The 24978-nt window shown below is 62.4% G+C and carries 25 protein-coding genes, 2 tRNA genes and 1 riboswitch; of the genes, 21 read left to right on the top strand and 6 right to left on the bottom strand.

Annotated elements, in window-relative coordinates; genetic code table 11:
- Positions 1-31 precede the first annotated feature (31 nt).
- The 5 genes from HPY65_00440 to HPY65_00460 all read left to right on the top strand — a co-directional run bounded on the left by HPY65_00440 (position 32) and on the right by HPY65_00460 (position 4944).
- Complete coding sequence (locus HPY65_00440) at positions 32-496, top strand: redoxin domain-containing protein (GenBank protein ID NPU82928.1); 465 nt, start codon at positions 32-34, stop codon at positions 494-496.
- Between the two features lie 38 nt (positions 497-534).
- Entirely contained in the window at positions 535-1626 is a 1092-nt protein-coding gene (locus HPY65_00445) for an HlyD family secretion protein (protein ID NPU82929.1), read from the top strand.
- Between the two features lie 48 nt (positions 1627-1674).
- Entirely contained in the window at positions 1675-3255 is a 1581-nt protein-coding gene (locus HPY65_00450) for a DHA2 family efflux MFS transporter permease subunit (GenBank protein NPU82930.1), read from the top strand.
- Positions 3256-3388: 133 nt separating this feature from the next.
- Positions 3389-4375: an aldo/keto reductase gene (locus HPY65_00455; GenBank protein ID NPU82931.1), complete on the top strand. Its 987-nt coding sequence runs from the start codon at positions 3389-3391 to the stop codon at positions 4373-4375.
- Between the two features lie 107 nt (positions 4376-4482).
- Entirely contained in the window at positions 4483-4944 is a 462-nt protein-coding gene (locus HPY65_00460) for a hypothetical protein (GenBank protein NPU82932.1), read from the top strand.
- Between the two features lie 7 nt (positions 4945-4951).
- On the opposite strand, the gene HPY65_00465 is transcribed toward HPY65_00460, so the two are convergent.
- On the bottom strand, positions 4952-6973 hold the full coding sequence (locus tag HPY65_00465; protein ID NPU82933.1) for an acetate--CoA ligase family protein: 2022 nt from the start codon (positions 6971-6973) through the stop codon (positions 4952-4954).
- A gap of 578 nt (positions 6974-7551) precedes the next feature.
- On the opposite strand from HPY65_00465, the gene HPY65_00470 reads away from it, so the two are divergent.
- Positions 7552-8454: an MBL fold metallo-hydrolase gene (locus tag HPY65_00470; protein NPU82934.1), complete on the top strand. Its 903-nt coding sequence runs from the start codon at positions 7552-7554 to the stop codon at positions 8452-8454.
- 50 nt (positions 8455-8504) lie between these two features.
- Here HPY65_00470 and panB read toward each other — a convergent pair whose 3' ends face one another.
- Complete coding sequence (gene panB / locus HPY65_00475) at positions 8505-9323, bottom strand: 3-methyl-2-oxobutanoate hydroxymethyltransferase (GenBank protein NPU82935.1); 819 nt, start codon at positions 9321-9323, stop codon at positions 8505-8507.
- Positions 9320-10219 carry a DUF2520 domain-containing protein gene (locus tag HPY65_00480; protein NPU82936.1) on the bottom strand — a complete coding sequence of 300 codons (900 nt, stop codon included), beginning with the start codon at positions 10217-10219 and terminating at the stop codon, positions 9320-9322. Before HPY65_00480 ends, panB begins: the two co-directional genes overlap by 4 nt.
- A gap of 127 nt (positions 10220-10346) precedes the next feature.
- On the opposite strand from HPY65_00480, the gene HPY65_00485 reads away from it, so the two are divergent.
- The 5 genes from HPY65_00485 to HPY65_00505 are packed head-to-tail and all read left to right on the top strand — an operon-like array spanning position 10347 to position 16349.
- Positions 10347-12146 carry a PAS domain S-box protein gene (locus HPY65_00485; protein ID NPU82937.1) on the top strand — a complete coding sequence of 600 codons (1800 nt, stop codon included), beginning with the start codon at positions 10347-10349 and terminating at the stop codon, positions 12144-12146.
- On the top strand, positions 12133-13350 hold the full coding sequence (locus tag HPY65_00490; protein ID NPU82938.1) for an efflux RND transporter periplasmic adaptor subunit: 1218 nt from the start codon (positions 12133-12135) through the stop codon (positions 13348-13350). The genes HPY65_00485 and HPY65_00490 overlap by 14 nt, the downstream gene beginning before the upstream one ends.
- The gene (locus HPY65_00495) at positions 13347-14051 is read left to right on the top strand and encodes an ABC transporter ATP-binding protein (GenBank protein ID NPU82939.1); all 705 of its coding nucleotides are present in this window, start codon (positions 13347-13349) and stop codon (positions 14049-14051) included. Before HPY65_00490 ends, HPY65_00495 begins: the two co-directional genes overlap by 4 nt.
- Positions 14029-15183, top strand: coding sequence for an FtsX-like permease family protein (locus HPY65_00500; protein ID NPU82940.1), 1155 nt, complete (start codon positions 14029-14031; stop codon positions 15181-15183). The genes HPY65_00495 and HPY65_00500 overlap by 23 nt, the downstream gene beginning before the upstream one ends.
- Positions 15183-16349, top strand: a complete 1167-nt coding sequence (locus HPY65_00505; GenBank protein ID NPU82941.1) for an ABC transporter permease — start codon at positions 15183-15185, stop codon at positions 16347-16349. Before HPY65_00500 ends, HPY65_00505 begins: the two co-directional genes overlap by 1 nt.
- A gap of 41 nt (positions 16350-16390) precedes the next feature.
- Here the strand turns inward: HPY65_00505 and rnhA are convergent, their stop codons facing one another.
- Positions 16391-16867: a ribonuclease HI gene (rnhA, locus tag HPY65_00510; GenBank protein NPU82942.1), complete on the bottom strand. Its 477-nt coding sequence runs from the start codon at positions 16865-16867 to the stop codon at positions 16391-16393.
- Positions 16868-17151: 284 nt separating this feature from the next.
- On the opposite strand from rnhA, the gene HPY65_00515 reads away from it, so the two are divergent.
- The 9 genes from HPY65_00515 (at position 17152) to HPY65_00555 (ending at position 23037) form a co-directional block, all read left to right on the top strand.
- Positions 17152-17349 (top strand): hypothetical protein, encoded by a 198-nt coding sequence (locus HPY65_00515; GenBank protein NPU82943.1) that lies wholly within the window; start codon positions 17152-17154, stop codon positions 17347-17349.
- Positions 17339-18103 (top strand): TatD family hydrolase, encoded by a 765-nt coding sequence (locus tag HPY65_00520; protein NPU82944.1) that lies wholly within the window; start codon positions 17339-17341, stop codon positions 18101-18103. Before HPY65_00515 ends, HPY65_00520 begins: the two co-directional genes overlap by 11 nt.
- A gap of 50 nt (positions 18104-18153) precedes the next feature.
- Positions 18154-18244, top strand: a riboswitch (TPP riboswitch).
- Positions 18245-18319: 75 nt separating this feature from the next.
- The gene (locus HPY65_00525; protein NPU82945.1) at positions 18320-18991 is read left to right on the top strand and encodes a thiamine diphosphokinase; all 672 of its coding nucleotides are present in this window, start codon (positions 18320-18322) and stop codon (positions 18989-18991) included.
- Between the two features lie 4 nt (positions 18992-18995).
- Positions 18996-19817: a bifunctional hydroxymethylpyrimidine kinase/phosphomethylpyrimidine kinase gene (gene thiD, locus HPY65_00530; protein NPU82946.1), complete on the top strand. Its 822-nt coding sequence runs from the start codon at positions 18996-18998 to the stop codon at positions 19815-19817.
- Complete coding sequence (gene thiC, locus HPY65_00535; protein ID NPU82947.1) at positions 19814-21109, top strand: phosphomethylpyrimidine synthase ThiC; 1296 nt, start codon at positions 19814-19816, stop codon at positions 21107-21109. The genes thiD and thiC overlap by 4 nt, the downstream gene beginning before the upstream one ends.
- Positions 21106-21321, top strand: a complete 216-nt coding sequence (locus tag HPY65_00540; protein ID NPU82948.1) for a hypothetical protein — start codon at positions 21106-21108, stop codon at positions 21319-21321. Before thiC ends, HPY65_00540 begins: the two co-directional genes overlap by 4 nt.
- Positions 21314-22678 (top strand): HD domain-containing protein, encoded by a 1365-nt coding sequence (locus tag HPY65_00545; GenBank protein ID NPU82949.1) that lies wholly within the window; start codon positions 21314-21316, stop codon positions 22676-22678. Before HPY65_00540 ends, HPY65_00545 begins: the two co-directional genes overlap by 8 nt.
- 200 nt (positions 22679-22878) lie before the next feature.
- Positions 22879-22953: transfer RNA gene (locus HPY65_00550), tRNA-Gly, on the top strand.
- A 9-nt stretch (positions 22954-22962) separates the two neighbouring features.
- Positions 22963-23037, top strand: a tRNA-Cys gene (locus HPY65_00555).
- A gap of 277 nt (positions 23038-23314) precedes the next feature.
- On the opposite strand, the gene HPY65_00560 is transcribed toward HPY65_00555, so the two are convergent.
- The gene (locus tag HPY65_00560) at positions 23315-23485 is read right to left on the bottom strand and encodes a hypothetical protein (GenBank protein ID NPU82950.1); all 171 of its coding nucleotides are present in this window, start codon (positions 23483-23485) and stop codon (positions 23315-23317) included.
- Positions 23482-23970 (bottom strand): hypothetical protein, encoded by a 489-nt coding sequence (locus tag HPY65_00565; protein ID NPU82951.1) that lies wholly within the window; start codon positions 23968-23970, stop codon positions 23482-23484. The genes HPY65_00560 and HPY65_00565 overlap by 4 nt, the downstream gene beginning before the upstream one ends.
- A gap of 326 nt (positions 23971-24296) precedes the next feature.
- Between HPY65_00565 and HPY65_00570 the strand changes: the two genes are divergently transcribed.
- Positions 24297-24953: a TetR/AcrR family transcriptional regulator gene (locus HPY65_00570; GenBank protein NPU82952.1), complete on the top strand. Its 657-nt coding sequence runs from the start codon at positions 24297-24299 to the stop codon at positions 24951-24953.
- The last annotated feature ends 25 nt before the right edge of the window (positions 24954-24978 follow it).

A 24978-nucleotide genomic window follows, 5' to 3' on the forward strand; every position in this document is an offset into this window, starting at 1 on the left:
TCCATCCGCATCCAATCCGAGGAGGCAAGACATGACGGAGCGCAAAGTCATTCCAACCGGCAGGAAGGTGAAGGATTTCCGGCTCAAGGACCAGGACGGCGAAGATTTCCGGCTGGCGGCCTACCGGGGAAACAGGATTCTCCTGTCCTTCCACCCGCTGGCCTGGACCCCCGTCTGCGCCCTGCAGATGAAGGATCTGGAGAAGAAGTATCGAACATTTCAGAAGTTCAATACGCTGGCCGTCGGTCTCAGCGTGGACAGCGTGCCCTGCAAGGCCGCCTGGGCCAAAAGCATGAAACTCCGGCACACGCGAATCCTGGCGGACTTCTGGCCTCACGGCGGGGTGGCGAAATCGCTGGGTATTCTGCGGCCCGAAGGCTTCTCGGAGCGGGCGAACATCCTGCTCGACGAGACGGGAAACGTTGTGTTCACAAAGGTCTATCTCATACGGCAGGTTCCGGATCTGAGCGAGATCCTGGCGGTCTTGGGTGCCTGAACAGGGAGATCAAAAACAGAAGAGGGGATGCCTGAACCATGATTTTGAAGGGAGACGTCTTTTTGCGTTACAGGAGGCCGATGGCCCTGTCCCTGCTCGCGCTTCTCATCCTCTGCGGCCTGGCCGGCTTTCTGTATTACCTCCGTTACCGGAGCACACACGTTTCAACGGATGATGCCTTCGTGACCGGGCGAATCCACTCCATTGCCTCCAAGGTTCCCGGGACGGTGACCCGGATCGCCGTCATCGACAACCAGTTTGTGAAGCAGGGCGAGGTATTGGCGGAAATCGACGAGCGTGACTACGACGTCCGGGTCAGGGAGACCGAGTCCGCTGTCCGGGCCGAGAAGGCGAAGGAGCGGGAGATTTCTCTCCGGGGGGACGTCGCCCGCCGGCAGTTGGAGGAAGCGGGCTACCGTCTGGAATCGGCCCGGGCAAACCTGCGCCTTCAGGAGGTCCAGACCCGGCAGACGGAGATCGACCTGAAGCGGGCGATTCAGCTCCGGGAGAAGAAAATCATCGCCGAGGAGCGTTACGACCGGACCAGGACGGCATTCGATACGGCCCGGGCTCAGGTGGAAGCCGCCCGGGAGCAGGTGAAGCAGGCGGAGGCCGCCGTCGAGACCCAGCGTTCCCTGATCCGCCAGATGGAGTCGGCCCGGCAGTCCCAGGAAGCAACGGTGCGGCAGAAGGAGGAATCCCTCCAGGCCGACCTGCTCCGGAAAAGCTACACGAAAATCGTGGCGCCGGCGGACGGATACGTCACGAAAAGGTCCGTCGAGGTCGGGAACCAGATCCAGGCGGGGCAGCCGCTCATGGCCGTGGTTGCCCTCGATAGCGTCTGGATTGTGGCGAACTACAAGGAAACGCAGCTCGAGCGCATGAAACCGGGACAGAAAGCGGAGGTCCGGGTGGACGGTTATCCAGGCCGGACCTTCACCGGCCGGGTGGACAGCATCATGGCGGGAACCGGGGCGGTTTTCTCCCTCTTTCCCCCGGAAAACGCCACGGGCAACTACGTAAAGGTCGTGCAGAGAATTCCGGTCAAGATCCTTCTGGACCGGGGCACCGATCCAGGCCACATGCTGCGGGTGGGCATGTCCGTCGTACCGACGATCCTCGTCGAATGAGGGACTCCCCGCGGATTGTCCGGTCCGTCACACCTCCGGTGAGTTTGAATGGATAATCCCGTCAACAAGTGGCTCGTCGCCCTTACGGTGATGCTGCCGACCCTGATGGTCATCATCGACACGTCGGTCGTCAACGTATCGCTCGACCATATCCGCGGGAGCCTCTCCGCCGGGATCGACGAAGCAACCTGGTCCATCACCTCCTATCTGGCGGCGAACGCCGTCATCGTTCCAATGACAGGCTGGCTCAGCCGGTTCTTCGGACGGAGACGGTATCTCCTGTTTTCCGTTACCCTCTTCACAGCCAGTTCCCTCCTCTGCGGCCTGGCCTGGAACATTCAGAGCCTGATCGTCTTCCGCGTCCTGCAGGGAATCGCCGGAGGATCCCTTCAGCCCATCTCCCAGTCAGTTCTCCTGGAGACCTTTCCACCGGTCCAGCACGGGATGGCCATGGCGATTTTCGGGATCGGGATCATGTTCGGCCCCATCGTCGGCCCGCTCCTGGGAGGCTGGATCACCGACAACTGGTCGTGGCACTGGATCTTTTTCATCAACATTCCCATCGGTGCCGTCTCCCTCGTCATGACATCGCTGTTTATCCGGGACCCCTCCTACATGAAGCGGACGGCTCTGACGGTTGACTATGTCGGCCTGATCCTCCTGGGTCTCTGGGTGGGATGCCTGCAGATGATTCTGGACCGGGGCCAGCGGGAGGACTGGTTCGCCTCCGGACTGATCGTCACACTGGCGGCCGTCACAACCATCGCCTTCGTCTTTTTTGTCTTCCGGGAAATCTCGGTCCGATATCCCATCGTGGATCTCGGCGTCTTCCGGGACTACTCGTTCTGCATCGGCAACGTCGTTGTCTTCTTCGTTCTCGTCAACCTTTTCGGGAGCATCGTGCTCCTGCCCATTTACCTGCAGAGCCTGATGGGCTATACAGCCAGCCTGGCCGGCATCGTCCTCGGTCCCGGGGGGCTCGCCATCCTTGTCACGATGCCCCTCGTGGGCCGCCTCATCACCCGGATCAACCCCAAGTTTGTGGTGGCGGTGGGTGTTATCATCACGGCCTGGGCCAACGTCCTGATGTCCCGGTTCACCTTGGGGGCGGATTTCTTTTCCGTCTTCTGGCCGCGCGTCGTCATGGGAGTCGGCATGGGAATGATCTTCATCCCCCTGACGACACTGACTCTGTCGGGGATCCGGCGTGAGGAAATGGGCAATGCAACCTCCATCTTCAACCTGGTGCGAAATGTCGGCGGCGGCCTCGGCGTCGCCTTCGTCACCACCATGGTCGCCCGGCGTTCCCAGTTCCACCAGGCGAGGCTGGTGGATTCGCTGACACCGTTCGACCCGAATTTCTGGTGGTCGTCGCAGCAGGCGGCTGAGATCGTTCAGCGGAAGGGACTGCCTGCGGCATCGGCGTCCCAGGGCGGGCTGGGTGTTCTGTACGAACAGTTCCTCCGGCAGGCCTCCATGATGTCCTTCAACGACGCATTTCATGTGCTGGCGGTCATGATGCTCTGCATGCTTCCCCTGGTCCTGCTCATGAAGCATGTCCGGCACGGACCGGAGCCCGAAGCCACCCCTGCCGCGGCTGCTCCGCCGGAGGAGAGGGCGGCGGCCTGATGAGAGACGGAAGAAACGGGATATCGAATTCATAAAGGACAGCAATGCCGGATGGACACGGCGGAGGGCCGGGCGTTCCGTTTCCCTCCCGCGATCCTGACGGCTGCAGCGTGCCGGAAAGGAGAAATCCGTGATGAAGCAGCGACGGCTCGGAAAGAACGGCCCCCTCGTTTCGGCCCTGGGGCTGGGATGCATGGGGATGTCCGAATTCTACGGCACCCGCGACGACGCGGAATCGCTGGCCACCATTCATCGGGCGCTGGAGATGGGAATCACCCTGCTCGACACGGCCGACGTGTACGGTCCCTTCCTGAACGAAGAACTGGTCGGAAAGGCCGTCCGCGGACGCCGGCAGGAGGTCTTCCTGGCCACCAAGTTCGGGATCCTCCGCAGCGACGATCCCCGATACCGGGGGGTGTGCGGAAAGGCGGAATACGTGCGCTCCGCCTGTGAAGCCAGCCTGCGGCGCCTGGGCGTCGAGGTCATCGATCTCTACTACCAGCACCGGGTGGACCCGGACACGCCCATCGAGGAGACCGTCGGCGCCATGGCGGATCTCGTCCGGGAAGGAAAGATCCGGTTCATCGGCCTCTCCGAGGCGGGACCCGGCACGATCCGCCGGGCCCATGCCGTCCATCCCGTGACGGCCCTCCAGAGCGAGTATTCACTGTGGACGAGAGATCCCGAGGAGGGGGCGCTCACGGTCTGCCGTGAGCTGGGAATCGGTTTCGTGGCCTACAGCCCCCTGGGGAGGGGGTTCCTGACGGGGCAGATCCGCTCGTTCGAGGATCTGCCGGAAGGCGACTACCGGCGGACCTCCCCACGGTTCCAGGGGGATAATTTCAGGAAGAATCTGGAACTGGTGAACCGCGTGGAGGCGATGGCCCGGGAGAAACAATGCCGGCCCGGGCAGATCGCCCTGGCATGGGTGCTCAGCCGGGGCGAGGACGTCGTTCCCATCTTCGGCACGAAACGCCGGAGCTATCTGGAAGAAAACGCGGGTGCGCTGGACATCGAGCTGACGGAGGCGGAGCGGAGCCTCCTGGAGGAGGCCTTCCCGATCCATAAGGCAGCCGGGGCGCGTTATCAGGAAGTCATGATGAGCTTCCTGGGCCGTTAAGCGGGAATGACCGCGATGGATTTCCCCGGTCCGGGACGTTGCTCAGGTTACCGTATGCCGGAACGGTCATCGGGGCAGAACGAAAGAAGGAGAAGGAAACGCGGCCCATGACGGAAATCTCCCCGAACCTGCTGTTCGTGATCTTTCTGGCTCTCGCGGCGGCGACTGTCCTCGTGTTCCGCCTGGTACCCCGGTCCCGGGGAAGCCTGAGGGCGACCCCGGAGGCGGAGGAGGCGTTCACCGCCGGCGAGGCGGATCCGGATTACCGCTATTACGCAGCCGGGTCAGAGGCGCATCCTTCGGCCCTGCTGATGCTCCGGGACGACTGGAGCCTGGAGGGTGGATGGCGTGAGCTGACGGACCCCGAGCGGGATCTTCCCGCAGCCGTCGAGGGGATGCTGCGGCTGGCGGCGGACCGGAACCGCCCCCTGCATGCCTCCGATCTCCTGGACCCTCATGGAATGAAGATCGGTGCCTGGTACGGGCCGCTGGGACCGCAGCCGGCAATCCGTTTTCGAGAAGGCCGTCATTTGTCGATCGACACCACCCAGTGGGTGCATGAACCATGATACAGGGTCAACCGGCGTAGATTCGCCAGTCCACGGCACAGGCTCCCTTTTCGTAGACCAGGACCGGATTGAGATCGATCTGCTCGATCTCGGGACGGTCCTTCACCAGTCGCGCCAGGGAATGCATCAGCCTTACCAGGGCCTTGAGGTCCTTCGGCTTCTGTCCCCGGACGCCCGCCAGGACCGGCCACCCCCGGATGCCCCGGATCGCCTGCAGAAACTCCTCATCCGAGGCCGGGAGGAGACAGAACCGGACGTCCCGGTAGATTTCCGTGAAGATGCCGCCCAGGCCGAACATGAGCGCGTGGCCGTACTGCGGGTCCTTCAGGACGCCGAGAATCACCTCCGTTCCGCCTGCCGGAGCCATCGCGGAAACGGTGACCCCGTCGATCCGGGCCATCGGCATCTTCCTCCGCACCGTCTCCAGGATGTCTCCAAAGGCTGCTCTCACGGTCCCGCCGGAAGAGAGGTTCAGGCGGATGCCCCCGACGTCGGACTTGTGGGAAACGTCGGGTGATGCGACCTTTAGCGCCACCGGGCCTCCGAAGGCCTTCGCCGCGGCGGCGGCCCGGAAGGGCGTGTCGGCCAGGACGGTGTCCGCCACCGGGATACGGTACTTTTTGAGGAGCGACATGGCTGCGACGGGGGGGAGGAGATTCGTTGCTCCGGCCTGCGGTGCGGCGTGGGGCGCTTTCGCCGCCGGCGCTTCGTCGAAGCGTACCAGCTGTGCCAGGGCCCGGACGCCCCGCTCCGGTGTGGGGTAGACGGGAATTCCCTTTCTGTGCATCTTCAGGGCCTCCTCCCGCTCCACGTCGGCGCCGCCGCAGAAGACGACGAGTTCCCCCTTCCCGGTGACGATGTCCGAGGCGCCGTGAACGGGGTCGCCGAAGATGACGATGCTCGTGTCGTAGTCCGACTTTGCCTCGGCAATGACCTTCGCGTAGAGGCTGGGGTCGGTAATGGCGTCCCCCGTCAGGTCGATGGGGTTGTAAACACCACAGTGGGGCGGTAGAAAGGACCGGAGCCGCTTCTGGAGGGCCGCCGCAGGAATGGGGGAGGAGAAGCCGTACTTTTCCGCCTCGTCGATGGCGAGGATGGCGGCGCCGCCGGAACTGGATATGGACAGTAAGCGACGGCCCTTCGGTTTGTCCAGGTAAGCCAGAGCCTTGGCGAAGTCGTACAGCTCCTCCAGGTTGTCCGCCCGGCAGACCTTGTATTTCCGGAAGATGGCCTCGTAGATCTCGTCGGTCCCCGCCAGGGACTTGGTGTGGCTTTCCGCCGCCACGCGGCCCCGGGCGGTCCGGCCCGCCTTGAGGATGACCACGGGCTTGTTTACACTCCCCAGCGCTTCCAGGAAGGCGGCCGGTCGTTTCACCCCCTCCACGTAGAGGGCGATCACCCGGGTGTTCCGGTCCTCGTTGAAGTACCGGATGCAGTCCGATTCGTCCACGTCCGCCCGGTTGCCGAGACTGACGAAGACACTCACACCCAGGTCCTCTTCGGTGGCCCAGTCCATCAAGGCTGCCCCGACGGTGCCGCTCTGGGAGATGAAGGCCATCCGCCCGTGGGTGGTGAGGAGCGGCCAGGATGCGCAGAGGCTGGCATAGGGTGCGTTGACCCCCTGGCAGTTGGGGCCGATGAGGCGGACGTTGTATTTCCGGGCCGTTGCGGCCAGCTCGGCCTGAAGCTTTTCCCCTTCCTCCCCCGCTTCGGCGAAGCCGCCGGTGACGATCACGGCGGCCTTCACGCCGGCCTTTCCGCACTCCTCGACGGCCCCGATCACCATCCGCGACGGGATCACGATCACGGCGAGGTCCGGCGCCGCAGGGATGGAGGCGATGTCCCTGTAGGACTTCAGGCCCAGGAGTTCGTCGGCCTTCGGGTTCACGGGAAAGATGGAGCCCTTGAACCCGGCGTGGATGAGGTTGTAGAGGACGTCGTAGCCGAGCTTCCCCGGCGTTCCGGAGGCCCCGACCATGGCGACGCTACGCGGCTTGAAGATGGCGTCCAGGCGGCTCTTCCCTTTCATGTTCCCTCCTTTTTCGGTATGGATGTGAATGAGTCGGTGCGGCAGGGTCTCCGCCCCCCAAGCGAAGACGGCGCATGCTACCATAGTTCCTGGGGATTTTCCAGAAAAGGGGCACGATCAGGTTGGCGGCCGCGCCCCCGCGGCTGGCCGGTTCGGTCGGGGCGCGGGGGCTGCCACGGGGGCTTCCGCCGTCGCGGACGTTTTTTCCCGCGATTCGTCATCGACGGTCTGTCAGGCTGGAGGGATGGGAAAAAAGTCCCAATTGCTCCTCTGGAAACCCCCGGTCGCGCCCCCGCGAACGTTGGTCGGGGAGAGGGGCTTCCCGGAGCGCGAATGGCGGCTTTTTCGGGGTACCCTGCCGTCGCAGCGCAGCGCCCGCAAAGTCATCTGTCTGAGCGCCCCCAGGCGCGAGTTATGACTTTGCAGCGGAGCGAGACGATGCAGGGTCGAAAAAACGCTTCTGAGCGCGATGGAGGCGCCTCTCCATGGCAAGCCCGTTTCATCCCTTCGAGCGTCGGAAGATAGATATCACGGTGCTGAGATAAAAAATGTAGGGAAAAAACTTTGAGGAAAAGAAAATGAGACACCGGAAAGCCGGAAGGGTGGCCGACGGGATCTGGTACCTGGGGCGGGAGGAAACAGGGCTTTACCTCCTGGAGGGAACCCGGGAATCCATGCTCGTGAGCGGAGGGATGGTCTACATTCTGCCGGAGGTTGTCCGCCAGCTGGAATCCTTCGGGATCGACCGTGGGCGCATCACCCGGATCCTGATCCTCCACGCCCACTTCGACCACCTCGGCGTCATCCCCTGGTGGAAGCGGACCTTCCCAAGCATGGAGGTCCTGGCCTCCGCCCGGGCCTGGGAGGTTCTGGCCATGCCGAAGGCCGTCGCTACGATCAACGAATTCAGCCGGATGGTCACGGATAGGATGGGTCTACAGGAGGGGCTGAAGAGCTTCGACCATGCCTGGCGGGACGACGTGGCGGGCCGGACGGTCTGCGAGGGAGACCGGATCGACCTGGGGGGGCTGGAGGTCCGGATTTTCGAAACGCCGGGCCACTCATCGTGCTCGATCTCCGCATACGTTCGGGTGCGGAAGGCCCTCTTCGCCTCCGACGGCGGCGGTATCCCCTTCAAGGATTTCTCGATTCCCCTGGGAAACTCCGATTTCACCCGATTCGAGGAGAGCCTCGAGAAACTCCGGGGGCTGGAGGTGGAACGCCTGTGTGCGGACCATTACGGATTTGTGACCGGGCCGGAGGCGGCGGGATTCATCGGGCAGACCCTCGACGAGGCGCGCTCTCTGCGGAGGGTTATGGAAGAAGCCCTGGAGCGGTACGGCGGCGTGGAGGACGCCGCGCGGGTCCTGACGGCCGACCTGTACGGAAGGCATCCGGATTACTTCATGTCGCCGGAGATCACCGAAGGCATCTTCCGGCAGATGATCCGCCACGTCGCGGATAGAACGCCGATGTCCTGACGACGGAACGAACCGTGAGGCGCTTTCGGAGCAGAAAGGGTACGTCCTGTCTAAAGAAAAGAGTGCTCCGGTCCCGGGAACTCGCCCTGCCGGACCTCGACGATGTACTTCTCCACGGCCTCTTTCATCTGGGTGTTGATGTTGGCGTACTTCTTGACGAATTTAGGTGTGAAGCGTTCAAACATCCCCAGGAGGTCGTGGAGCACCAGAACCTGGCCGTCGCAGTGGACGCCGCCGCCGATGCCGATGGTGGGTATCGAGAGGGTCTCGCTGATCACCCGGCCGAGCTCCACCGGGATGCACTCCAGAACCACGGAAAAGGCCCCTGCCTCCTCGAGGATCTTTGCGTCTTCCAGGATCCGGTTCGCCGCCTCGCTCCCCTTGCCCTGGACCTTGTAGCCTCCGAGCTGGTGAACCGCCTGGGGAGTCAGGCCCAGGTGGGCCATGACGGGAATCCCCGCGGCGGCGATGCGGCGCGTCACCTCGGCCACTTCGCGGCCCCCTTCGAGCTTCACCGCCTGGGCGCCCGCCTCCTGGAGGAAGCGGCCGGCGTTACGGACCGCCTCGTCCGCCGAGGCCTGGTAGGACATGAACGGCATGTCACCGATCACGAGAGCCCGGCTGACGGCCCGGCTGACGGCTTTTGTATGGTGGATCATGACGTCCATCGTCACGGGGAGCGTACTGTCGTATCCCAGCACCACCATCCCCAGGGAGTCCCCCACGAGGATCAGGTCGATGCCCGCCTCGTCCACGATGGCCCCGGTGGGGTAGTCGTAGGCGGTGATCATGGTGATCTTCTCGCCTTTCTTTTTCATGTCCCGGACCGTTGCCGTCGTGACCTTGTTCACCTTGCCGTGGGTGCTCATGGAGTTCCTCCCGAAAAAATGGAATAAAGACGTTCGGCCTGCTCAGGGGAAAGGGTTCCTTTCATCCGGGCCAGTTCCACCGTTCGTTTTCCCAGGACGCAGTAGGTCTCCAGGAGGTGCGGCAGTTTTTCCCGGAAGGCCGCGAGGTGCTTGTCAATGGTTCCGGCGTCCCCCCGCGCCACGGGTCCGGTGAGGGCCTGGACCGTTCCCATGGTCTCGATGTTCTTGAGCGTTCCCGCAACCAGGGGCCAGATGGCCCGGACCGCCGCCTCCCTGTCCATACCGATGGATTCGAAGACTTTCTCGACCTGGCGGATCAGGGTGACCAGGTAATTCGATGCCATGCAGGCGGCGGCGTGATAGAGGGCCTTGTTTTCCTCGGCGACGAAGAAGGGGGTGCCGCCAAGGTGCTGCACGATCCGGACGGCCCATTCCCGGGCGGGTTCGTCGGCGGTGACGCCGAAGATGCTGCCGGGAAGGTTCTGAAGCGCCATGGCGGAGTCGGCGAAGGCCTGCATCGGATGAATGCTGGCCCTGAACGCACCGGCCTCCCGCGCGGGCTGGAGGAGGTCAAGCCCGCCGGCGCCGCTCATGTGAACCGCCGTCTGTCCCTTCCGGAATCCTTTCCCGCTCGCGATTTCGCGACAGACCGGGAGGATCCTGTCATCGCCCGTGGTAATGAACACGGCGTCTCCCCGGGATGCCGCCTCGGCCGATCCGGCGGCCGCGAAGGCGCCCGTTGCCGAGACGGCTCTTTCCCTGGCCTCCGGAGAGACATCATAAAGGGCCGCCAGGGGATATCCAGCCTTCTGAAGCAGGACGGCCATGGCAGTACCCACCTTGCCGAGGCCGATGACGGTGATGCGAACCCTGGAGGAGTCTTGGTGGGAGGTCATAAATAGATGCCCGGTCAACGTTCATTTCCGAAATTGCCGAACAATCTTGTTGAAACATCGGCTGGATGTCAAGTATAAATCCCATTCCGTGTTGTGCAGCGCAATTCCAGTTCAGGAAAGCCGGCACATGAGAGACAGGAATCCCCCCGGAAAAAAGCCGTCCAACAAGGCCTCGCGGAGAAGGGAGTCCCTTCCGAAATCCGGCAGGCCCTCCCTTTCCGTATCTCCCGATTCATTTCCCGGGATTGGCAGTGAAAAGTGGGATCTGGGAAGCCTCGTCGATATCCTTCCCGATCCGACGTTCGCCATCGACCGGGACGGCACCGTTGTGGCCTGGAACCGGGCCATGTCGGAGCTGACCGGAATCGCCGCCGGGGAGATGATCGGAAAGGGCGACCATGAATATTCGATCGCCTTGTACGGTGAACGGCGTCCCATCCTCATCGATTTCATTCTCCATCCCGGAAGCGAATGGGAGGGAACATACGGCGGCCTGGTGAGGACCGAGGAAGGGCGTCTCATCGGTGAGTCATACATGCCGAATATGAGAGGCGCCCGGATGTACTTCCTCGGAAACGCAGCTCCCCTCTACGATGCCGGCGGAAATATCCGGGGCGCCATCGAAACGATCCACGACCTGACGGCGCGACGGCAGATCGAACAGGCCCTTCAGGAAAGCGAGGAAAAATACCGGACCATCCTGGAGGCCATGGACGAGGTTTATTTCGAGGTCGACCTGGCAGGGAACCTGACCTTTTTCAACCGCGTGCTTCCTGAGTATGCCGGGTACAGCGAGGAGGAGCTGAAGGGGGCGAATTACCGGATGTTCCTCGGCGAGGAGGCAGCCCCGCAGGTGTTTCCAATCTTCAACCGTGTTTTCAAGACGGGACTCCCGGAACGGACGTCGGAATGGGTCATGAAGCGAAGAGACGGCCGGACCCTCATGGTGGAAGCGGCCATTTTCCTGAAACGGGATGCCGAAGGGAATCCCATCGGATTCCGTGGGGCCGCCAGGGACATCTCGGAGCGGAAACGGGTGGAGAGCGAACTGCGCGAGAGTGAAGCACGATACCGGACGCTGGCGGAGCGCTCGTTTGCCGGCGTTTACGTTGTCCAGGACGGATTTTTCCGCTACCTGAACCGAAATGCCGCCTCCTATGCGGGGTATCACCCGGAGGAACTGGTCGGTACGAGCGCTGCGGACCTGGTCCTTCCGGAAGACCGGGAGCGATTGCGGCAATTTGCCCAGGACATGCTCAAAGGACTGCGTTCTGCCCCCTATGAGTTCCGGATCCGCACGAAGACGGGGGAAACCTGCTGGATCATGGAAACCGTCACACCGATCCGGTTCCGCGGGCGACCCGCCATTCTCGGGAATTCCATGGACATCTCGGAGCGGAAGGGTGTGGAGGCGCAGCTTCGCTATTTGAGCTCCCATGACGTTCTCACGGATCTCTATAACCGGGCTTATTTCGAGGAAGAGCTGAGTCGCATGCAGAGGGGCCGGTCCTTCCCCGTCAGCATCATCATGGCCGACCTGGACGGCTTGAAAAGAATGAACGACGAAGAGGGGCATGCTGCCGGAGACGATCTCCTGAGACGGGCCGCCCGGGTTCTGCAGGATTCCATGCGGGCGGAGGACGTCCTGGCCCGGATCGGCGGGGACGAATTCGCGGCTCTCCTTCCATTATCGGATCACGACGTCGCCTCCTCCGTCATCGACCGCATCCGGAGTAACCTGGATCAGCATAACCGCGTGCATGCCGGTCCCGCGCTGAGCATTTCCATGGGCATGGACACGGGACAGAAGGGGGCGGACCTGACCCTGATCATGCAGGCGGCGGACCGGTTCATGCTCATCGAGAAGGCCAGGAAGAAAGCTGCGAATCCGCTTCTGGGAAGGGGAGGGGAACATGGCCCAGGATGACCTTTCCGGGCTGAAAATCGACAAGTCCCGGAAAAAACAGCCCCTGACGGGATCCCGCAAGTGGACTGCCGCAGCCGTCGTGGCGGTTTTGATGGTGGGAGCGAGCATCCTCTATGCTCTGGGCGTCCTGACGCCGTCCGTCACGGTGGAGACGGCCGCGGTCTCGCAGGTTTATCCTTCCCAGAGCCTGACGGTCCTCAACGCCAGCGGTTATGTAGTGGCCCAGCGGAAAGCGGCGGTGGCATCAAAAGCCACCGGACGGCTGGTTGCACTCATGGTCGAGGAGGGAAGCCGCGTACGGAAGGGCCAGGTCATCGCCCGGCTCGAAAATGAGGATGTACTCGCGGCGAAGGATCAGGCTGCGGCCAATCGGAATGTTGCCCGAGCGAACCTGGAACAGGTCCGGGCGGAACGGGATGAGGCGAACCGGGACTATGGAAGGAACCGGCGCCTGGTCGAGACGGGAGCCGTATCGAGGTCGGCCTACGATCTGGCGGAGACGAGAATGCGCCGGGCCGAGGCCGCCGTGGCCTCCGCGGAGGCCACGGTCCGGGCGGCCGAGGCGGGTCTCCGGGGGGCGGAATCGGCCCTGGATTATACTCTCATCCGGGCGCCCTTCGACGCCGTCGTGCTGACCAAGAACGCCGACATCGGCGACATCGTCACGCCCCTCGGGGCGGCGGCCAATGCCAAGGCCGCCGTGGTGACCATCGCCGACCTGGGATCCCTGCTCGTGGAAGTGGACGTCTCGGAGTCCAACATCGGACGGGTCAAGCCGGACCAGCCCTGCGAAATCAGCCTGGACGCCATCCCGGAGATGCGTTTCCCCGGAGCGGTCCACACCATCGTTCCGACGGTCGACCGGAGCAAGGCCTCCGTCATGGTCAAAGTCCGTTTCCTGAAACCGGGCGACCGGCTCCTTCCGGACATGAGCGCCAAGGTGGCCTTCCTTTCCCGGCCGGTTGCGGAGGGGGAAGAAAAACCGCGTCTTGCCGTTCACCGCACCGCCGTGATCGAGAAAGAGGGGAAGCGGATCGTCTTCATCGTCCGGGGCGACCGGGCGAAACAGGCGATCATCGGGACCGGGGAGGCCCTGGGGGACATGGTCGAGGTGACCGGCGGAGTTCAGACGGGGGACCGGGTGATCCTGAAACCTCCAGGGCGGCTCCGGGACGGGTCCCGCATCAGTGTTGCCGAGAAATGACCGACAGCCCGCCCATCGTCCGGATCCGCGATCTCTGCAAGGCCTACCGCCGGGGAAGCCTCGAAGTTCCGGTTCTGTACGACATCTCCTTTGACATCCGGAACGGTGAATTCCTCTCCCTCATGGGGCCTTCCGGATCGGGCAAGAGCACCCTCCTCAACCTCATCGCCGGGATCGACCGGGCCGACAGCGGCAGCATCCTCGTTGACGGCGTGGAGATCACGGTCCTCTCGGAGACGGAACTGGCGGCGTGGCGGGCCGGATCCGTGGGCTTCATCTTCCAGTTCTACAACCTGATCCCCGTCCTCACCGCCCTGGAAAACGTCGAGCTTCCCCTGCACCTCTCGGGCCTTTCGAAGCGGGAGCGGCGGGAGCATGCGCGGATGTGCCTGGACCTGGTGAACCTCTCCCACCGCCTGGACCACTACCCGGGACAGCTCTCCGGGGGCGAGCAGCAGCGGGTGGCCATCGCCCGGGCCATCGTCACGGATCCGTCCCTGCTCGTGGCGGACGAGCCGACAGGGGACCTCGACCGGGTCTCGGCGGCGGAGATCCTGGACCTGATGGCGCGGCTCAACGGGCAGCTCGGGAAAACCATCATCATGGTGACCCACGATCCCCGGGCCGCCCAGCGGGCGGGCGTTCTCCGGCATCTGGACAAGGGGGTGCTGAGCGACGATGATCCTGCGCATCCTCTTTAGGAACGCGTTCCGGAACCGGCTCCGGACGGGGCTCACGATCCTGGGCATCACCGTTGCCATCCTGGCCTTCGGCCTCCTCCGGACCGTCGTCTCCGCCTGGTACGCCGGCGTGGAGGCCGCCTCGGCGGCCCGCCTGGTGACCCGGAACGCCGTCTCCCTCGTCTTCCCGCTCCCCCTTTCCTACAAGGAGAAGATACGCCAAATCCCGGGCGTCCGCGGTGTTTCCTGGGGAAACTGGTTCGGCGGCATCTACATCGAGGAGAAGAACTTCTTCCCGAATTTCGCCGTGGACGCCCGGACGTACCTGGACCTCTACCCGGAATTCATTCTTCCGGAAGACCAGTTGAAGTCCTTTCTGGGCGACCGGAAGGGGTTCGTGGCGGGGCGCAAGATCGCCGCCCAGTTCGGATGGAAGCCCGGGGATACGGTTACGCTCCGGGGCGTGATCTACCCCGGCAACTGGGACTTCGTCCTCCGGGGCATCTACCGGGGCCGGGACAAGACCATCGACGAGACCCAGTTCTTCTTCCACTGGGACTACCTGAACGAGACGATGCGGCGCAAATTCCCCGGGAGGGCCGACCAGGTAGGGTTCTACATGATCGGCGTGACCCATCCGGACTTGGCTGCGGAGGTGTCCTCGGCGATTGACGAAACCTTCCGGAACTCACTGGCAGAGACCCTGACGGAAACGGAGAAGGCCTTCAACCTGGGTTTCATATCCATGACTTCCACCATCGTCATGGCCATCCAGCTTGTCTCCATCGTGATCATTGTCATCATCATGGCCGTGGTGGCCAACACGATGGCCATGACGACGCGGGAGCGCATCGGCGACTACGCCATTCTCAAGACCCTGGGCTTCGGCGGCCGCCACATCGCCGCCTTGATCTTCGGCGAGGCTCTGGTCATTACACTGACGGGGTGCGCTCTGGGGATGGCCCTGACGTATCCCGTTGCGCGGGCGTTTACGGAGAGCCTGCCGAATTTCTTTCCCGTCTTCAACGTTTCCTCATCGACACTCGTCCTGGACGTGGCGGCGGCCCTGCTGGTGGCGGGTGTCGCAGGCATCGTTCCCACGCGAACGGCCATCGGGATCCGCATCGCCGACGGGCTCCGGAGGATCGGATAATGGCGGTTCCCCTTTCGTACAGCTTCCGGAATCTCTGGACACGGCGCCTCACGACGGTCCTGACCGTCTCCGGCATGGCACTGGTGGTCTTCGTATTCGCCACGATCCTGATGCTGGCCGAAGGACTCCAGAAGACCCTCGTGGAGACGGGTTCCTACGACAACGTGGTTGTCATCCGGAAAGGATCGGGATCCGAGGTCATGAGCGGCGTGGACAGGCAGCAGGCTTCCGTGGTGGAGGTCCAGCCGGAGGTGGCGGTCGGGTCCGACGGCAGGAGACTGCTCGTCAAGGAACTCGTCGTCCTGATCGCCCTGCCGAAGCGGGACACGGGGCAGAAGTCGAACGTGGTCCTCCGGGGGATCATGGAGGCCTCCCCGGCCCTGCGTCCCCAAGTGAAGATCGTGGCGGGGCGGCTTCCCCGCATGGGAACCACGGAGGTCATGGCGGGAATGGGGATCGTCCGGGGTTTCCGGGGCGTCGGGATGGGCGAGACCCTCTGCTGCGGGCTCCGGAACTGGCGGATCGTGGGGATCTTCGACGCCGGGACGACCGGATTCAACTCGGAGATCTGGGGGGACGTCGACCAGTTCATGCAGGCCTTCCGGAGGCCCGTGTATTCGTCCGTTCTGTTCAAGCTGCGGGACTCCGCCGGGTTCGACGCCATGAAGGCAAGGATCGAAAAAGATCCGCGCCTGACCCTGGAGGCAAGGCGGGAGACCCGCTACTACCTGGACCAGTCGGAGGCGATGGCCAAGTTCCTGCGGATCCTTGGCCTCTCGCTCACGGTCATCTTTTCCCTGGGGGCCGTCATCGGGGCCATGATCACCATGTACTCGGCCGTGGCGAACCGGACAGCCGAAATCGGGACGCTCCGGGCGCTGGGATTCCAGCGGCGGAGCATCGTCCTGGCCTTCCTGGTGGAGTCGCTGCTCCTCGGTTTCCTGGGCGGCGCCGTGGGGCTGTTCTTTGCCTCCTTCATGCAGTTTGTTTCGGTCTCCACGATGAATTTCCAGACCTTCGCGGAGCTGGCCTTTTCCTTCACCCTGAGTCCCGCCATTGCAGTCGAGGCGATGCTCTTTTCCCTGGGGATGGGCTTTGTGGGGGGTGTGCTGCCGGCGTTCCGGGCCGCCCGACTGAACATCGTAGACGCCCTGCGGGCGGTGTAATGAAGGGGAAAAGGGGACGGACTGGATTCTGTCCCCTTCGGCTAGGGCCGGTAACCCGGGTCTGGCGGCAGGTTGGGCAGCCGGGCCGCTTCCTGGGCGAGGCGGTCGCACCGTTCGTTTTCCACGTTCCCTGCGTGACCGCGAACCCACTGGAAGCGGACCCGATGGCGTTCGCACAGGTCCAGGAGTTCCTGCCAGAGATCGGCGTTCTGGGCCTTTTCCCGCCGGGTGCGCATCCAGTTCTTCTCCTTCCAGCGCCTGGCCCAGCCTTTGTCGATGCCGTTGAAGACGTACTGTGAATCGGTGATGAGTGTGCCTTCGCACGGTTTCTTAAGGGCCTGGAGACCCTGGATGGCCGCCTGGAGCTCCATGCGGTTGTTCGTCGTCAGCCGGCAGCCGCCGGACAGCTCCTTCCGGTGCGAGCCGGAAAGAAGAACGACGCCCCAGCCTCCCGGTCCGGGATTTCCCAGGCAGGCTCCGTCGGTGAAGATGGTGACGCTGTTGCGGTTCGGGACCATACATGCCTTTCCGTCTCGAAATGGGCGCATCTTAGGGCACAGGGCGGGAAGGAGTCAAGCCGATCACGGGCGAGAATGAATAACCGTCTGGATTCTTTAGGAGAAAAGACAAAGACATTGACAGGAAAACCCGATCTGCTTTAGGAGCACCCGAAAAAGAGCGTTCCCGTCCGCTGCGAAGAGCGGGAGCGGAGGACCCGGGGGACGGTCTGATTGTCCCGGGAAAACGGGGAATCGGCCGTCCGGTCGAAAGAGGACACATGCATCGCAGGAGGTGAAACTGCATGATCAAGAAGGCGCTTGTGAAGGGAGAAATGGACAGGAGAATCATCGAGCAGAAGATCCGGAACCGGGAAATCACCGAGGAGGAACTGGCCAAGGGGCTGGCGGCGCTCCCGGACGTGGCGGACAAGGCCGAGTATGTCAAGGTGCGCTTGGATGAAAAACGCAAGCCCGGCGGCAAGGTCTCCCATGCTGATTGATTCGCATGCCCATCTCGAGATGCGAGACTTCGATCCCGACCGGGAGGAGGTCGTCCGGCGGGCCGTGGAGAGCGGTGTCTCGACCATGGTCACCGTGGGGACGAACCTCCGCGACTGCCGGAAGGCCGTCGCCATCGCCGCGAAGTTCAGGGAGGTATACGCCGCCATCGGGATCCACCCCCATGACGCCGGCAGCATCGACGACGAGACCTACCGGAAGATCCGGAAACTGGCTGAAGAACCGAAGGTCGTCGCCTACGGGGAGATCGGCCTCGATTTTTTCCGGAACCGTTCTCCCCGGGAGGTCCAGCTCCGCCGCTTCTCCGAGCAGCTTGAACTGGCAGCGGAATTGAACCTGCCGGTGATCATCCACGACCGGGAGGCCCATCGCGAGACGCTGAGGACGCTGCGGACCTGGAAGGGGCAAAAGCCGGTTGTCATCCATTGCTTTTCCGGAGATGCCGTCATGGCGCAGGAATGCGTCTCCCGGGGGTATTACATTTCCATTGCCGGTCCGGTTACGTACCCGAAGAACGACAAACTGGCGGAGGTGGTCCGACAGATCCCCCTGGAGCGGCTGCTCGTCGAGACGGACTGTCCCTATCTGACCCCCCAGGCCCACCGGGGCAAGAGGAACGAGCCGGCCCATGTCCTGTTCACGGCCCGCAAGGTGGCCGAGATCCGGGGACTCTCCCTGGAGGAAGTTGCGGAGGCGACTTCGAGGAACGCCCGCCTGGTCTTTAACATTCCGTAAATGCTTTGAAACCCGGTTGCTTTTTTCCGGAAAGGGGATTAGGATTTCGACTCGACATACGGGGGTGCCGCAGAGGCTGAGAGAATACCCTTTGAACCTGACCTGGATCATGCCAGCGTAGGGAGCGGAGATAGGACGAACGGAAGGGGCCATATCCCGCGGAGCAGGGGATGGCCCCGTTGTTTTTTGTGGACCAGCTTTTCAGGTTGGTGAAGCATGGGGCGAATCGTTTTCATTCTGTCGGGGGGGCCCATTCCGGACCCGGAGTTTCTCCGGGAGAGAATCGCTTCGATCGGTCCTGCGGCGATCCTCTGCGCCGACGGCGGTGCTCGTCACGCTTACGGACTGGGCGTGATTCCCGAGGCGATCGTCGGCGACATGGATTCCCTGGACGACGAAGCGGCACGCTACTTTTTTGACAAGGGGTGCCGGTTCCTCCGGCATTCCCGGGAGAAGGACGAAACAGATACGGAACTGGCGCTGGCAGAGGCCCTGGGCATGAAACCCGACGCCGTCTGGATCTTCGGCGCCCTGGGACGAAGGCTGGACCACACCCTGGCCAACCTGTCGCTTCTGGCCTGCGAGGCCGCATCGGGGTTCGACGTCCGCCTGATGGATCCCTTCTGCGAGGCCTTCCTCGTCCGGGACATGCAAATCCTGGAAGGGGAGCCGGGACAGACGGTTTCCGTCTTTCCTCTCGGCGATGCGGCGGAGGGAATTACCCTGGAAGGATTCGAATACCCCCTGGACGGGGCGACAATGAAGCCCGGGAAACCTTATGGAGTCAGCAACCGTCTTCTCGCCGCCCGGGGAGTGATCCGGGTCCGCAAGGGGGCGCTTCTTGTCATTCGCTATTTCGAGGCGGGGGTCTTCCCCGCAGGAGACTGAACAGATGGGCATTGTACGCGTCTTGACGATCGCCGGCTCCGACTCCGGGGGCGGCGCGGGGATTCAGGCGGACCTGAAAACGATTACGGTCCTGGGCGGCTTCGGAATGAGCGTGATCACCGCCCTGACGGCCCAGAACACCCGCGGAGTCTGGGGAATTCACAAGGTGCCGCCGTCCTTCGTGGCGGCCCAGTTCGACGCCGTGGCGGGGGACATCGGGGTGGACGCCGCCAAGACGGGGATGATCGCTTCAAGGTCGATTATCCGCATGGTGGCGGCGAAGGTTCGGGAATACGACATCGATCGGCTGGTCGTCGATCCGGTCATGGTCGCCAAGGGCGGTGCCTCGCTGATGGAGGCCGCCGCCCGGAACGCTCTTATCCGTGAACTGATTCCCCTGGCCCGCGTGATCACCCCGAACATTCCCGAAGCGGAGGTCCTGACGGGGATCGACATCCGGGGGACGGAAGACATGAAGCGGGCCGCGGAGGCCATCGCCGGAATGGGAGCCCGAAGCGTCGTCGTCAAGGGCGGGCACCTGGAGGGCGATGCGGTGGATCTGCTCTACGAGAACGGCGAATGCCGCCTGTTCCGGACTCCGCGACTCCGGACAAAGGATACCCACGGGACCGGCTGTACGTTTTCCGCCGCGCTGACGGTCGGTCTGGCGAAGGGGCAATCCGTCGAGCAGGCGGTGGCGGAAGCGAAACGGTATATCACGTCGGCGATCCGCCACAGCCTGCGGCTCGGAGGCGGCAACGGCCCGACGAACCACCTGGCGCCGCTTCTGGAGAGACGGAAGGAAGAGGAAGGAGAAGCATCATGACACAGCTCGAGGCCGCCAGGAGCGGACAAATCACGGAAGAGATGAAGATCTGCGCCGAGGTGGAGGGGGTCGATCCCGAAATCCTCAGGAGCGGCATGGAAGAGGGGACGATCGTGGTGGTGCGAAACGCCTTCCACAAGGGAATCAAGCCCCTGGCGATCGGCAGGGGCCTGCGGACGAAGATCAACGCCAACATCGGCACGTCGAAGGACCGGGCGGACGTGGCGGCGGAGCTGGAAAAGGTCCGGATCTGCGTGGAGGCCGGGGCGGACACGGTCATGGACCTTTCCACCGGCGGGGACATCCGGGTGATACGGAAAGCCATCCTGGAGGCGTCGCCGCTGGCCATCGGGACCGTTCCCATCTACCAGGCCGCCGCCCGGATGCTGGAGCAGGGGAAGTCCTTCGTCGACATGAGCGGGGAGGACCTGTTCGAGGCCATCGAGGAAAACGGCCGGGACGGCGTTGACTTCATCACCGTCCACTGCGGCGTAACGCGGCGCAGCGTCGCATCTGTCGAGGCCCAGGGGCGGCTGCTCGGCATCGTCAGCCGGGGCGGATCGCTGACGGCCCACTGGATGGAGATGAACGGGCTGGAAAATCCTCTCTTCGAGCATTATGATCGGCTCGTCGAGATCGCCGGGCGCTACGACATGGTGCTCAGCCTGGGCGACGGCCTGCGTCCGGGCTGCCTGGCCGATGCAACGGATCGCGGACAGATCCAGGAACTGGTTCTCCTGGGAGAACTGGCGAAAAGGGCCCGCGACCGGGGCGTACAGGTCATGATCGAGGGGCCTGGCCATGTGCCGATCCAGGACATCGTGGCGAACATTCAACTCCAGAAGCGGCTCTGCAACGGTGCACCTTTCTATGTGCTGGGTCCGTTGCCGACGGACATCGCGCCGGGTTACGATCACCTGACATCGGCCATCGGCGGGGCCATCGCCGGAGCCGCGGGAGCGGATTTCCTCTGCTATGTGACTCCGTCCGAGCATCTGCGGCTTCCGACCCTCGAGGACGTCCGGGAAGGAATCATGGCCTCCCGCATTGCGGCCCATATCGCGGACCTTGCCAAGGGGCTCCCCGGCTCCTGGGAGAAGGATCGGAGCATGGCGAGGTACCGCAGGGAACTGAACTGGGAAGGACAGATCGGCGCCTCCATCGATCCGGACAAGAGCAGGGCCATGCTGGAAACGAGCCGGAGTGCCGATGAGGAAGGCTGCACCATGTGTGGTGAATTCTGCGCCGTCCGGATGGGCAGGGCAGGGAAGATCCATCGGGAGGAATCATGAAGGAAGGATCGATATGGTTCATCATCGCCGGCATGATCGTCACCGCCTCGGTTCTCATCCTGGCCGCGGCGGAGTCGTTCCTAGATCTTCTGCTGGGTGTGGTGCCGCTTGTTTTCGTGGTCGTCTTTGGCGCGACATATTGGGTCGGCCGCAGGCGCCGCCGCCAGGGGCTCAATCCCCTGTCGGAAGACCTGCCGGACACGGATGAATGAAGAGCCCCGGGAGGAAAAAGACCGGCTGAGAACCGTCGCCCTGGCCATTGCGAAAAGACTGAAGGAGGCGGGATTCGAAACCTTTTTCGTGGGCGGCTGCGTCCGCGACCTCCTGCTCGGAACGGAACCGGAAGACATCGACATCGTCACCTCCGCAACGCCGGAGAACGTGCAGTCCCTTTTCACCCGGACGGTTCCCCTGGGAGCCCGGTTCGGCGTCGTCATGGTGGTGGAGGAGGGCCTGCCTTTCGAAGTGGCGACCTATCGCACCGAGGAAGGATACCTGGACGGCAGGAGGCCTTCCCGGGTCCGGTTCGCCGATGCCCGTGAGGACGTGCTGCGGCGCGATTTCACCGTGAACGGCCTTCTCATGGAGCCGGAAACGGGCTGCATAGCGGATCACATCGGAGGCCTGGCGGACCTTCGCGATCGGCTGATCCGGACCATCGGAGCCCCGGCGGACCGCTTCGCCGAAGATCACCTCAGGATGCTGCGGGCGGTTCGTTTTGCCGCCGTACTCGATTTTTCCATCGATCCCGAGACATTCAATGCCGTCCGCGCGGGAGCCGGATCCATCGTCCGCATCAGCGGCGAGCGGGTTCGGGAGGAGCTGACGAAGATCCTGGTCAGCCGCGGCGCCCGCCGGGGGATGGAGCTGCTGGCGGAGTTGGGGCTTCTCGCACGGCTGCTGCCGGAGGTGGATGCCCTGGCCGGTGTGTCCCAGCCGCCGCGTTTCCATCCGGAAGGAGACGTCTGGACCCATGTCCTCAAGATGCTGGAACTGCTCCCGCGCGCGGAGAACGGCCGGGGCGACGGCCGGCTTGCCTGGGCCGCGCTGCTGCATGACATCGGGAAGGCGGTCACGCGGACGGAGGACGAGCGGGGTATCCATTTTTACGGCCATGTCCGCGAGGGAATGAGGCTGGCGGAAGGCATCCTGCGGCGGCTCCGGTTTTCCAATCAGGACGCCGATGCGGTCCTGGAGCTGATCCGGTATCACATGCATTTCATGTCGGTGGGCGAGATGAGGCCCGGCACGCTCAAACGGCTCCTCCGCCGACCGGATTTTCCGCTTCACCTCGAACTGCACAGGCTGGATTGCCTCGGCAGCCATGGCATGCTGGATACATTCGACTTCTGTCGGGGAAAGCTGGCCGAACTGAGCCGGGAGGACCTTCATCCTCCCCGCCTGATCGACGGCCGGGATCTGATCGGGCTGGGGTTTGCACCGGGACCCCTGTTTCGTGAAATCCTCACCGCCGTCGAGGATGCTCAACTGGCTGGAGAAATCGGGCATGCCGACGAGGCACGCCGGTTTGTGCTGGAGCGGTTCGGGGACCGGCTGAGTGACCGCTAGAAATAGGCGCGTTCGAAGTGGATGTCGGAGCAGGTGGCGGCGTTCCCGGCACGGGGTTCACCCGGTACATTGAAGAGTGATGGGTCAGGTTGTCGGGGCGCGCTATCGCTTATCCATGGCCCGTCAGGGCCGTTTTCCCGGGATGATTTTTTATTGACAAAGACTTTTTATCTGTTATAGTCCGGCACCACAAAACAAGAGCGGGCGTAACTCAGTGGTAGAGTGCTACCTTGCCAAGGTAGACGTCGACGGTTCAAATCCGTTCGCCCGCTCCAGTCATTTCCGGCGGCATAGCCAAGTGGCAAGGCAGCGGTCTGCAAAACCGTTATTCACCGGTTCGAATCCGGTTGCCGCCTCCAAATAATACAAAGGGGTTACGCTGTATTTCGTAACCCTCTTTTTTCGTCTGGTTGCATAGTGGTTGCGTGTTCGGCACAACCCGTCAAATCTTCCCCGTTTGAATCCCGTTCGTCGATATTGGTCCTGCTCTCATGACCTGCCCTCGAACCACGTACCACACTTAGAGATCATTTTCTGCCTCTGGATGCCCCTCAATGGAGCCATGCTTCCGCTGCGGGAGGACGATAATTCAATGAGCTGTGCAGCCTGACCGTGCCGAATTCCACCCTCCATCGCTCAATCAGCACCTGGTGTCGGTCGAAGGCAAACACAAGAACCGTCATTGAGCCACAGGCGGCCCTGCTTCCGCTGTCTCTTGGGAAACTTCCGTTCTTCCTCCCTCCAGATCCGCTCCACCCGCTTGTGGTTGACCCGGAATCCCTCCCCTTGTAAAAGACCCGTGATCATCCGGTAGCCGTAACGACCATATCTGCCGGCTGGCCGGACAATCTCCGCCCGCAGTCATTCCTCATCATCCGGAAACGAATCAGGCCGCCTCCGGGTCGACCTTGGCTAACCAATCGCCCGACAGACACGCCACTCGGAAACGTCCGGCTCCGACCGGACGTGTTCCACGCAACATCTTCATCTGTCGGGACGTAATCCTTTCCCTCCAGCGCCTCCTTCAGGATCAGCTTGTCCAGCGACAGATCCGCCACCGCCTTTTTCAGGCGCTTGTATTCAATCCCCAGATCCCTCGGACGACGGGCCTGATACACCTTTATCCCGCCGTATTCCAGGCGACAACGATAATACGTCTGCTCCGCGATCCCCATCTCCCGGAAGTCTGAAGCACATTGAGCCCCCTTGGACATCTTCACACACGCTTCCCGCAGATGCCCGATGATCTGCTCCGCCCCCAGTAAATCGCTTCCTATCCTGACCTCCTGCATGATCCAGATCTATGCCCCCATCATAATATGAAAAATGGATTCGTTTGGAGGCGGGAAGGTCACAAAAGAGGAACCGGTTCGCGGAACCCGGCAGACAAAAAATGCGGCTCATGTGCTGATCAATAATAATGACAACTGTAATATATATGAATAAAAACAGTATATTAAATAGTATAATAGAGCGAGCGCTCGTTTTATCTTGACTCTCAGCCAAAGATTGATTAAGAGAGACACAAAACTTTGAGGGGTGTCCTTATCCCCACTCATTGCATCAGGAGCGCTGCGCGATGACCTTCGATGAATTCCGAAAATTGATTGACCTGTCGATGGAAGAGATTTGCACTGACTTTATCCGGGAAAATCGTGATCTAGTCCGGGTCAAGAAGCAAAGGACAGCCGTGAAGAATATGCTGAAAATCTTTGAATCGACCGTGGAAATCAGCAATCGGAAGGGATTCAAAGCTATGAGCGTGCGTGATTTGAGCCGTGCGACAGGTCTCAGCATGGGGGGGCTGTATTCTTTTATCAGTAGCAAAAATGATCTCCTGGATATCATTCGCGTTGGATACAGGATCATTACTCGGATCTTGACTGAGGCGATCGCTGAAGTCTCCGATCCACATGAAAAGCTTCACAAACTTATCCAGACACATGTCTACCTGAGTGAGGCGATGCGAAGTTTGTTTTATTTCGTCTACATGGAGACAAGGTATCTGAAAAAAGAGGCTCAAAAGAAATCTATGGAGATGGAGTTGTTCACGGAAAAGCTCTTCACTGACATCCTTGATGAGGGCTGCATAAGAGGGCAGTTTCATTCAGTGGATACAGTGCTCACAGCGGCAGCGATTAAGGCTCTCTTGCAGGACTGGTACTTGAAACCATGGAAATACCGGCAACGTAAAATCACAGTTGAGGCATACGCCCAATTTGTAACGGCAATTGTCGATAGTTATGTACTGCTGTCACCAGCCACACCGGAATGAGCACGCATTCGTCTCCTTTTAGGAA

The organism is Syntrophaceae bacterium (assembly GCA_013177825.1).
GTDB lineage: Bacteria > Desulfobacterota > Syntrophia > Syntrophales > PHBD01 > PHBD01.

Bases quoted from the DNA above. Each gene is read 5' to 3' on its own strand.
- HPY65_00485 (NPU82937.1), top strand. From the start codon at position 10,347: ATGAGAGACAGGAATCCCCCCGGAAAAAAGCCGTCCAACAAGGCCTCG.
- HPY65_00490 (NPU82938.1), top strand. From the start codon at position 12,133: ATGGCCCAGGATGACCTTTCCGGGCTGAAAATCGACAAGTCCCGGAAA.
- HPY65_00495 (NPU82939.1), top strand. From the start codon at position 13,347: ATGACCGACAGCCCGCCCATCGTCCGGATCCGCGATCTCTGCAAGGCC.
- HPY65_00560 (NPU82950.1), bottom strand. From the start codon at position 23,485: ATGATCACGGGTCTTTTACAAGGGGAGGGATTCCGGGTCAACCACAAG.
- panB (NPU82935.1), bottom strand. From the start codon at position 9,323: ATGAGCACCCACGGCAAGGTGAACAAGGTCACGACGGCAACGGTCCGG.
- HPY65_00570 (NPU82952.1), top strand. From the start codon at position 24,297: ATGGAAGAGATTTGCACTGACTTTATCCGGGAAAATCGTGATCTAGTC.
- HPY65_00450 (NPU82930.1), top strand. From the start codon at position 1,675: ATGGATAATCCCGTCAACAAGTGGCTCGTCGCCCTTACGGTGATGCTG.
- HPY65_00465 (NPU82933.1), bottom strand. From the start codon at position 6,973: ATGAAAGGGAAGAGCCGCCTGGACGCCATCTTCAAGCCGCGTAGCGTC.
- HPY65_00470 (NPU82934.1), top strand. From the start codon at position 7,552: ATGAGACACCGGAAAGCCGGAAGGGTGGCCGACGGGATCTGGTACCTG.
- HPY65_00500 (NPU82940.1), top strand. From the start codon at position 14,029: ATGATCCTGCGCATCCTCTTTAGGAACGCGTTCCGGAACCGGCTCCGG.
- HPY65_00445 (NPU82929.1), top strand. From the start codon at position 535: ATGATTTTGAAGGGAGACGTCTTTTTGCGTTACAGGAGGCCGATGGCC.
- HPY65_00540 (NPU82948.1), top strand. From the start codon at position 21,106: ATGAAGGAAGGATCGATATGGTTCATCATCGCCGGCATGATCGTCACC.
- HPY65_00480 (NPU82936.1), bottom strand. From the start codon at position 10,219: ATGACCTCCCACCAAGACTCCTCCAGGGTTCGCATCACCGTCATCGGC.
- HPY65_00515 (NPU82943.1), top strand. From the start codon at position 17,152: ATGATCAAGAAGGCGCTTGTGAAGGGAGAAATGGACAGGAGAATCATC.
- HPY65_00520 (NPU82944.1), top strand. From the start codon at position 17,339: ATGCTGATTGATTCGCATGCCCATCTCGAGATGCGAGACTTCGATCCC.
- thiC (NPU82947.1), top strand. From the start codon at position 19,814: ATGACACAGCTCGAGGCCGCCAGGAGCGGACAAATCACGGAAGAGATG.
- rnhA (NPU82942.1), bottom strand. From the start codon at position 16,867: ATGGTCCCGAACCGCAACAGCGTCACCATCTTCACCGACGGAGCCTGC.
- thiD (NPU82946.1), top strand. From the start codon at position 18,996: ATGGGCATTGTACGCGTCTTGACGATCGCCGGCTCCGACTCCGGGGGC.
- HPY65_00455 (NPU82931.1), top strand. From the start codon at position 3,389: ATGAAGCAGCGACGGCTCGGAAAGAACGGCCCCCTCGTTTCGGCCCTG.
- HPY65_00440 (NPU82928.1), top strand. From the start codon at position 32: ATGACGGAGCGCAAAGTCATTCCAACCGGCAGGAAGGTGAAGGATTTC.
- HPY65_00525 (NPU82945.1), top strand. From the start codon at position 18,320: ATGGGGCGAATCGTTTTCATTCTGTCGGGGGGGCCCATTCCGGACCCG.
- HPY65_00565 (NPU82951.1), bottom strand. From the start codon at position 23,970: ATGCAGGAGGTCAGGATAGGAAGCGATTTACTGGGGGCGGAGCAGATC.
- HPY65_00460 (NPU82932.1), top strand. From the start codon at position 4,483: ATGACGGAAATCTCCCCGAACCTGCTGTTCGTGATCTTTCTGGCTCTC.
- HPY65_00505 (NPU82941.1), top strand. From the start codon at position 15,183: ATGGCGGTTCCCCTTTCGTACAGCTTCCGGAATCTCTGGACACGGCGC.
- HPY65_00545 (NPU82949.1), top strand. From the start codon at position 21,314: ATGAATGAAGAGCCCCGGGAGGAAAAAGACCGGCTGAGAACCGTCGCC.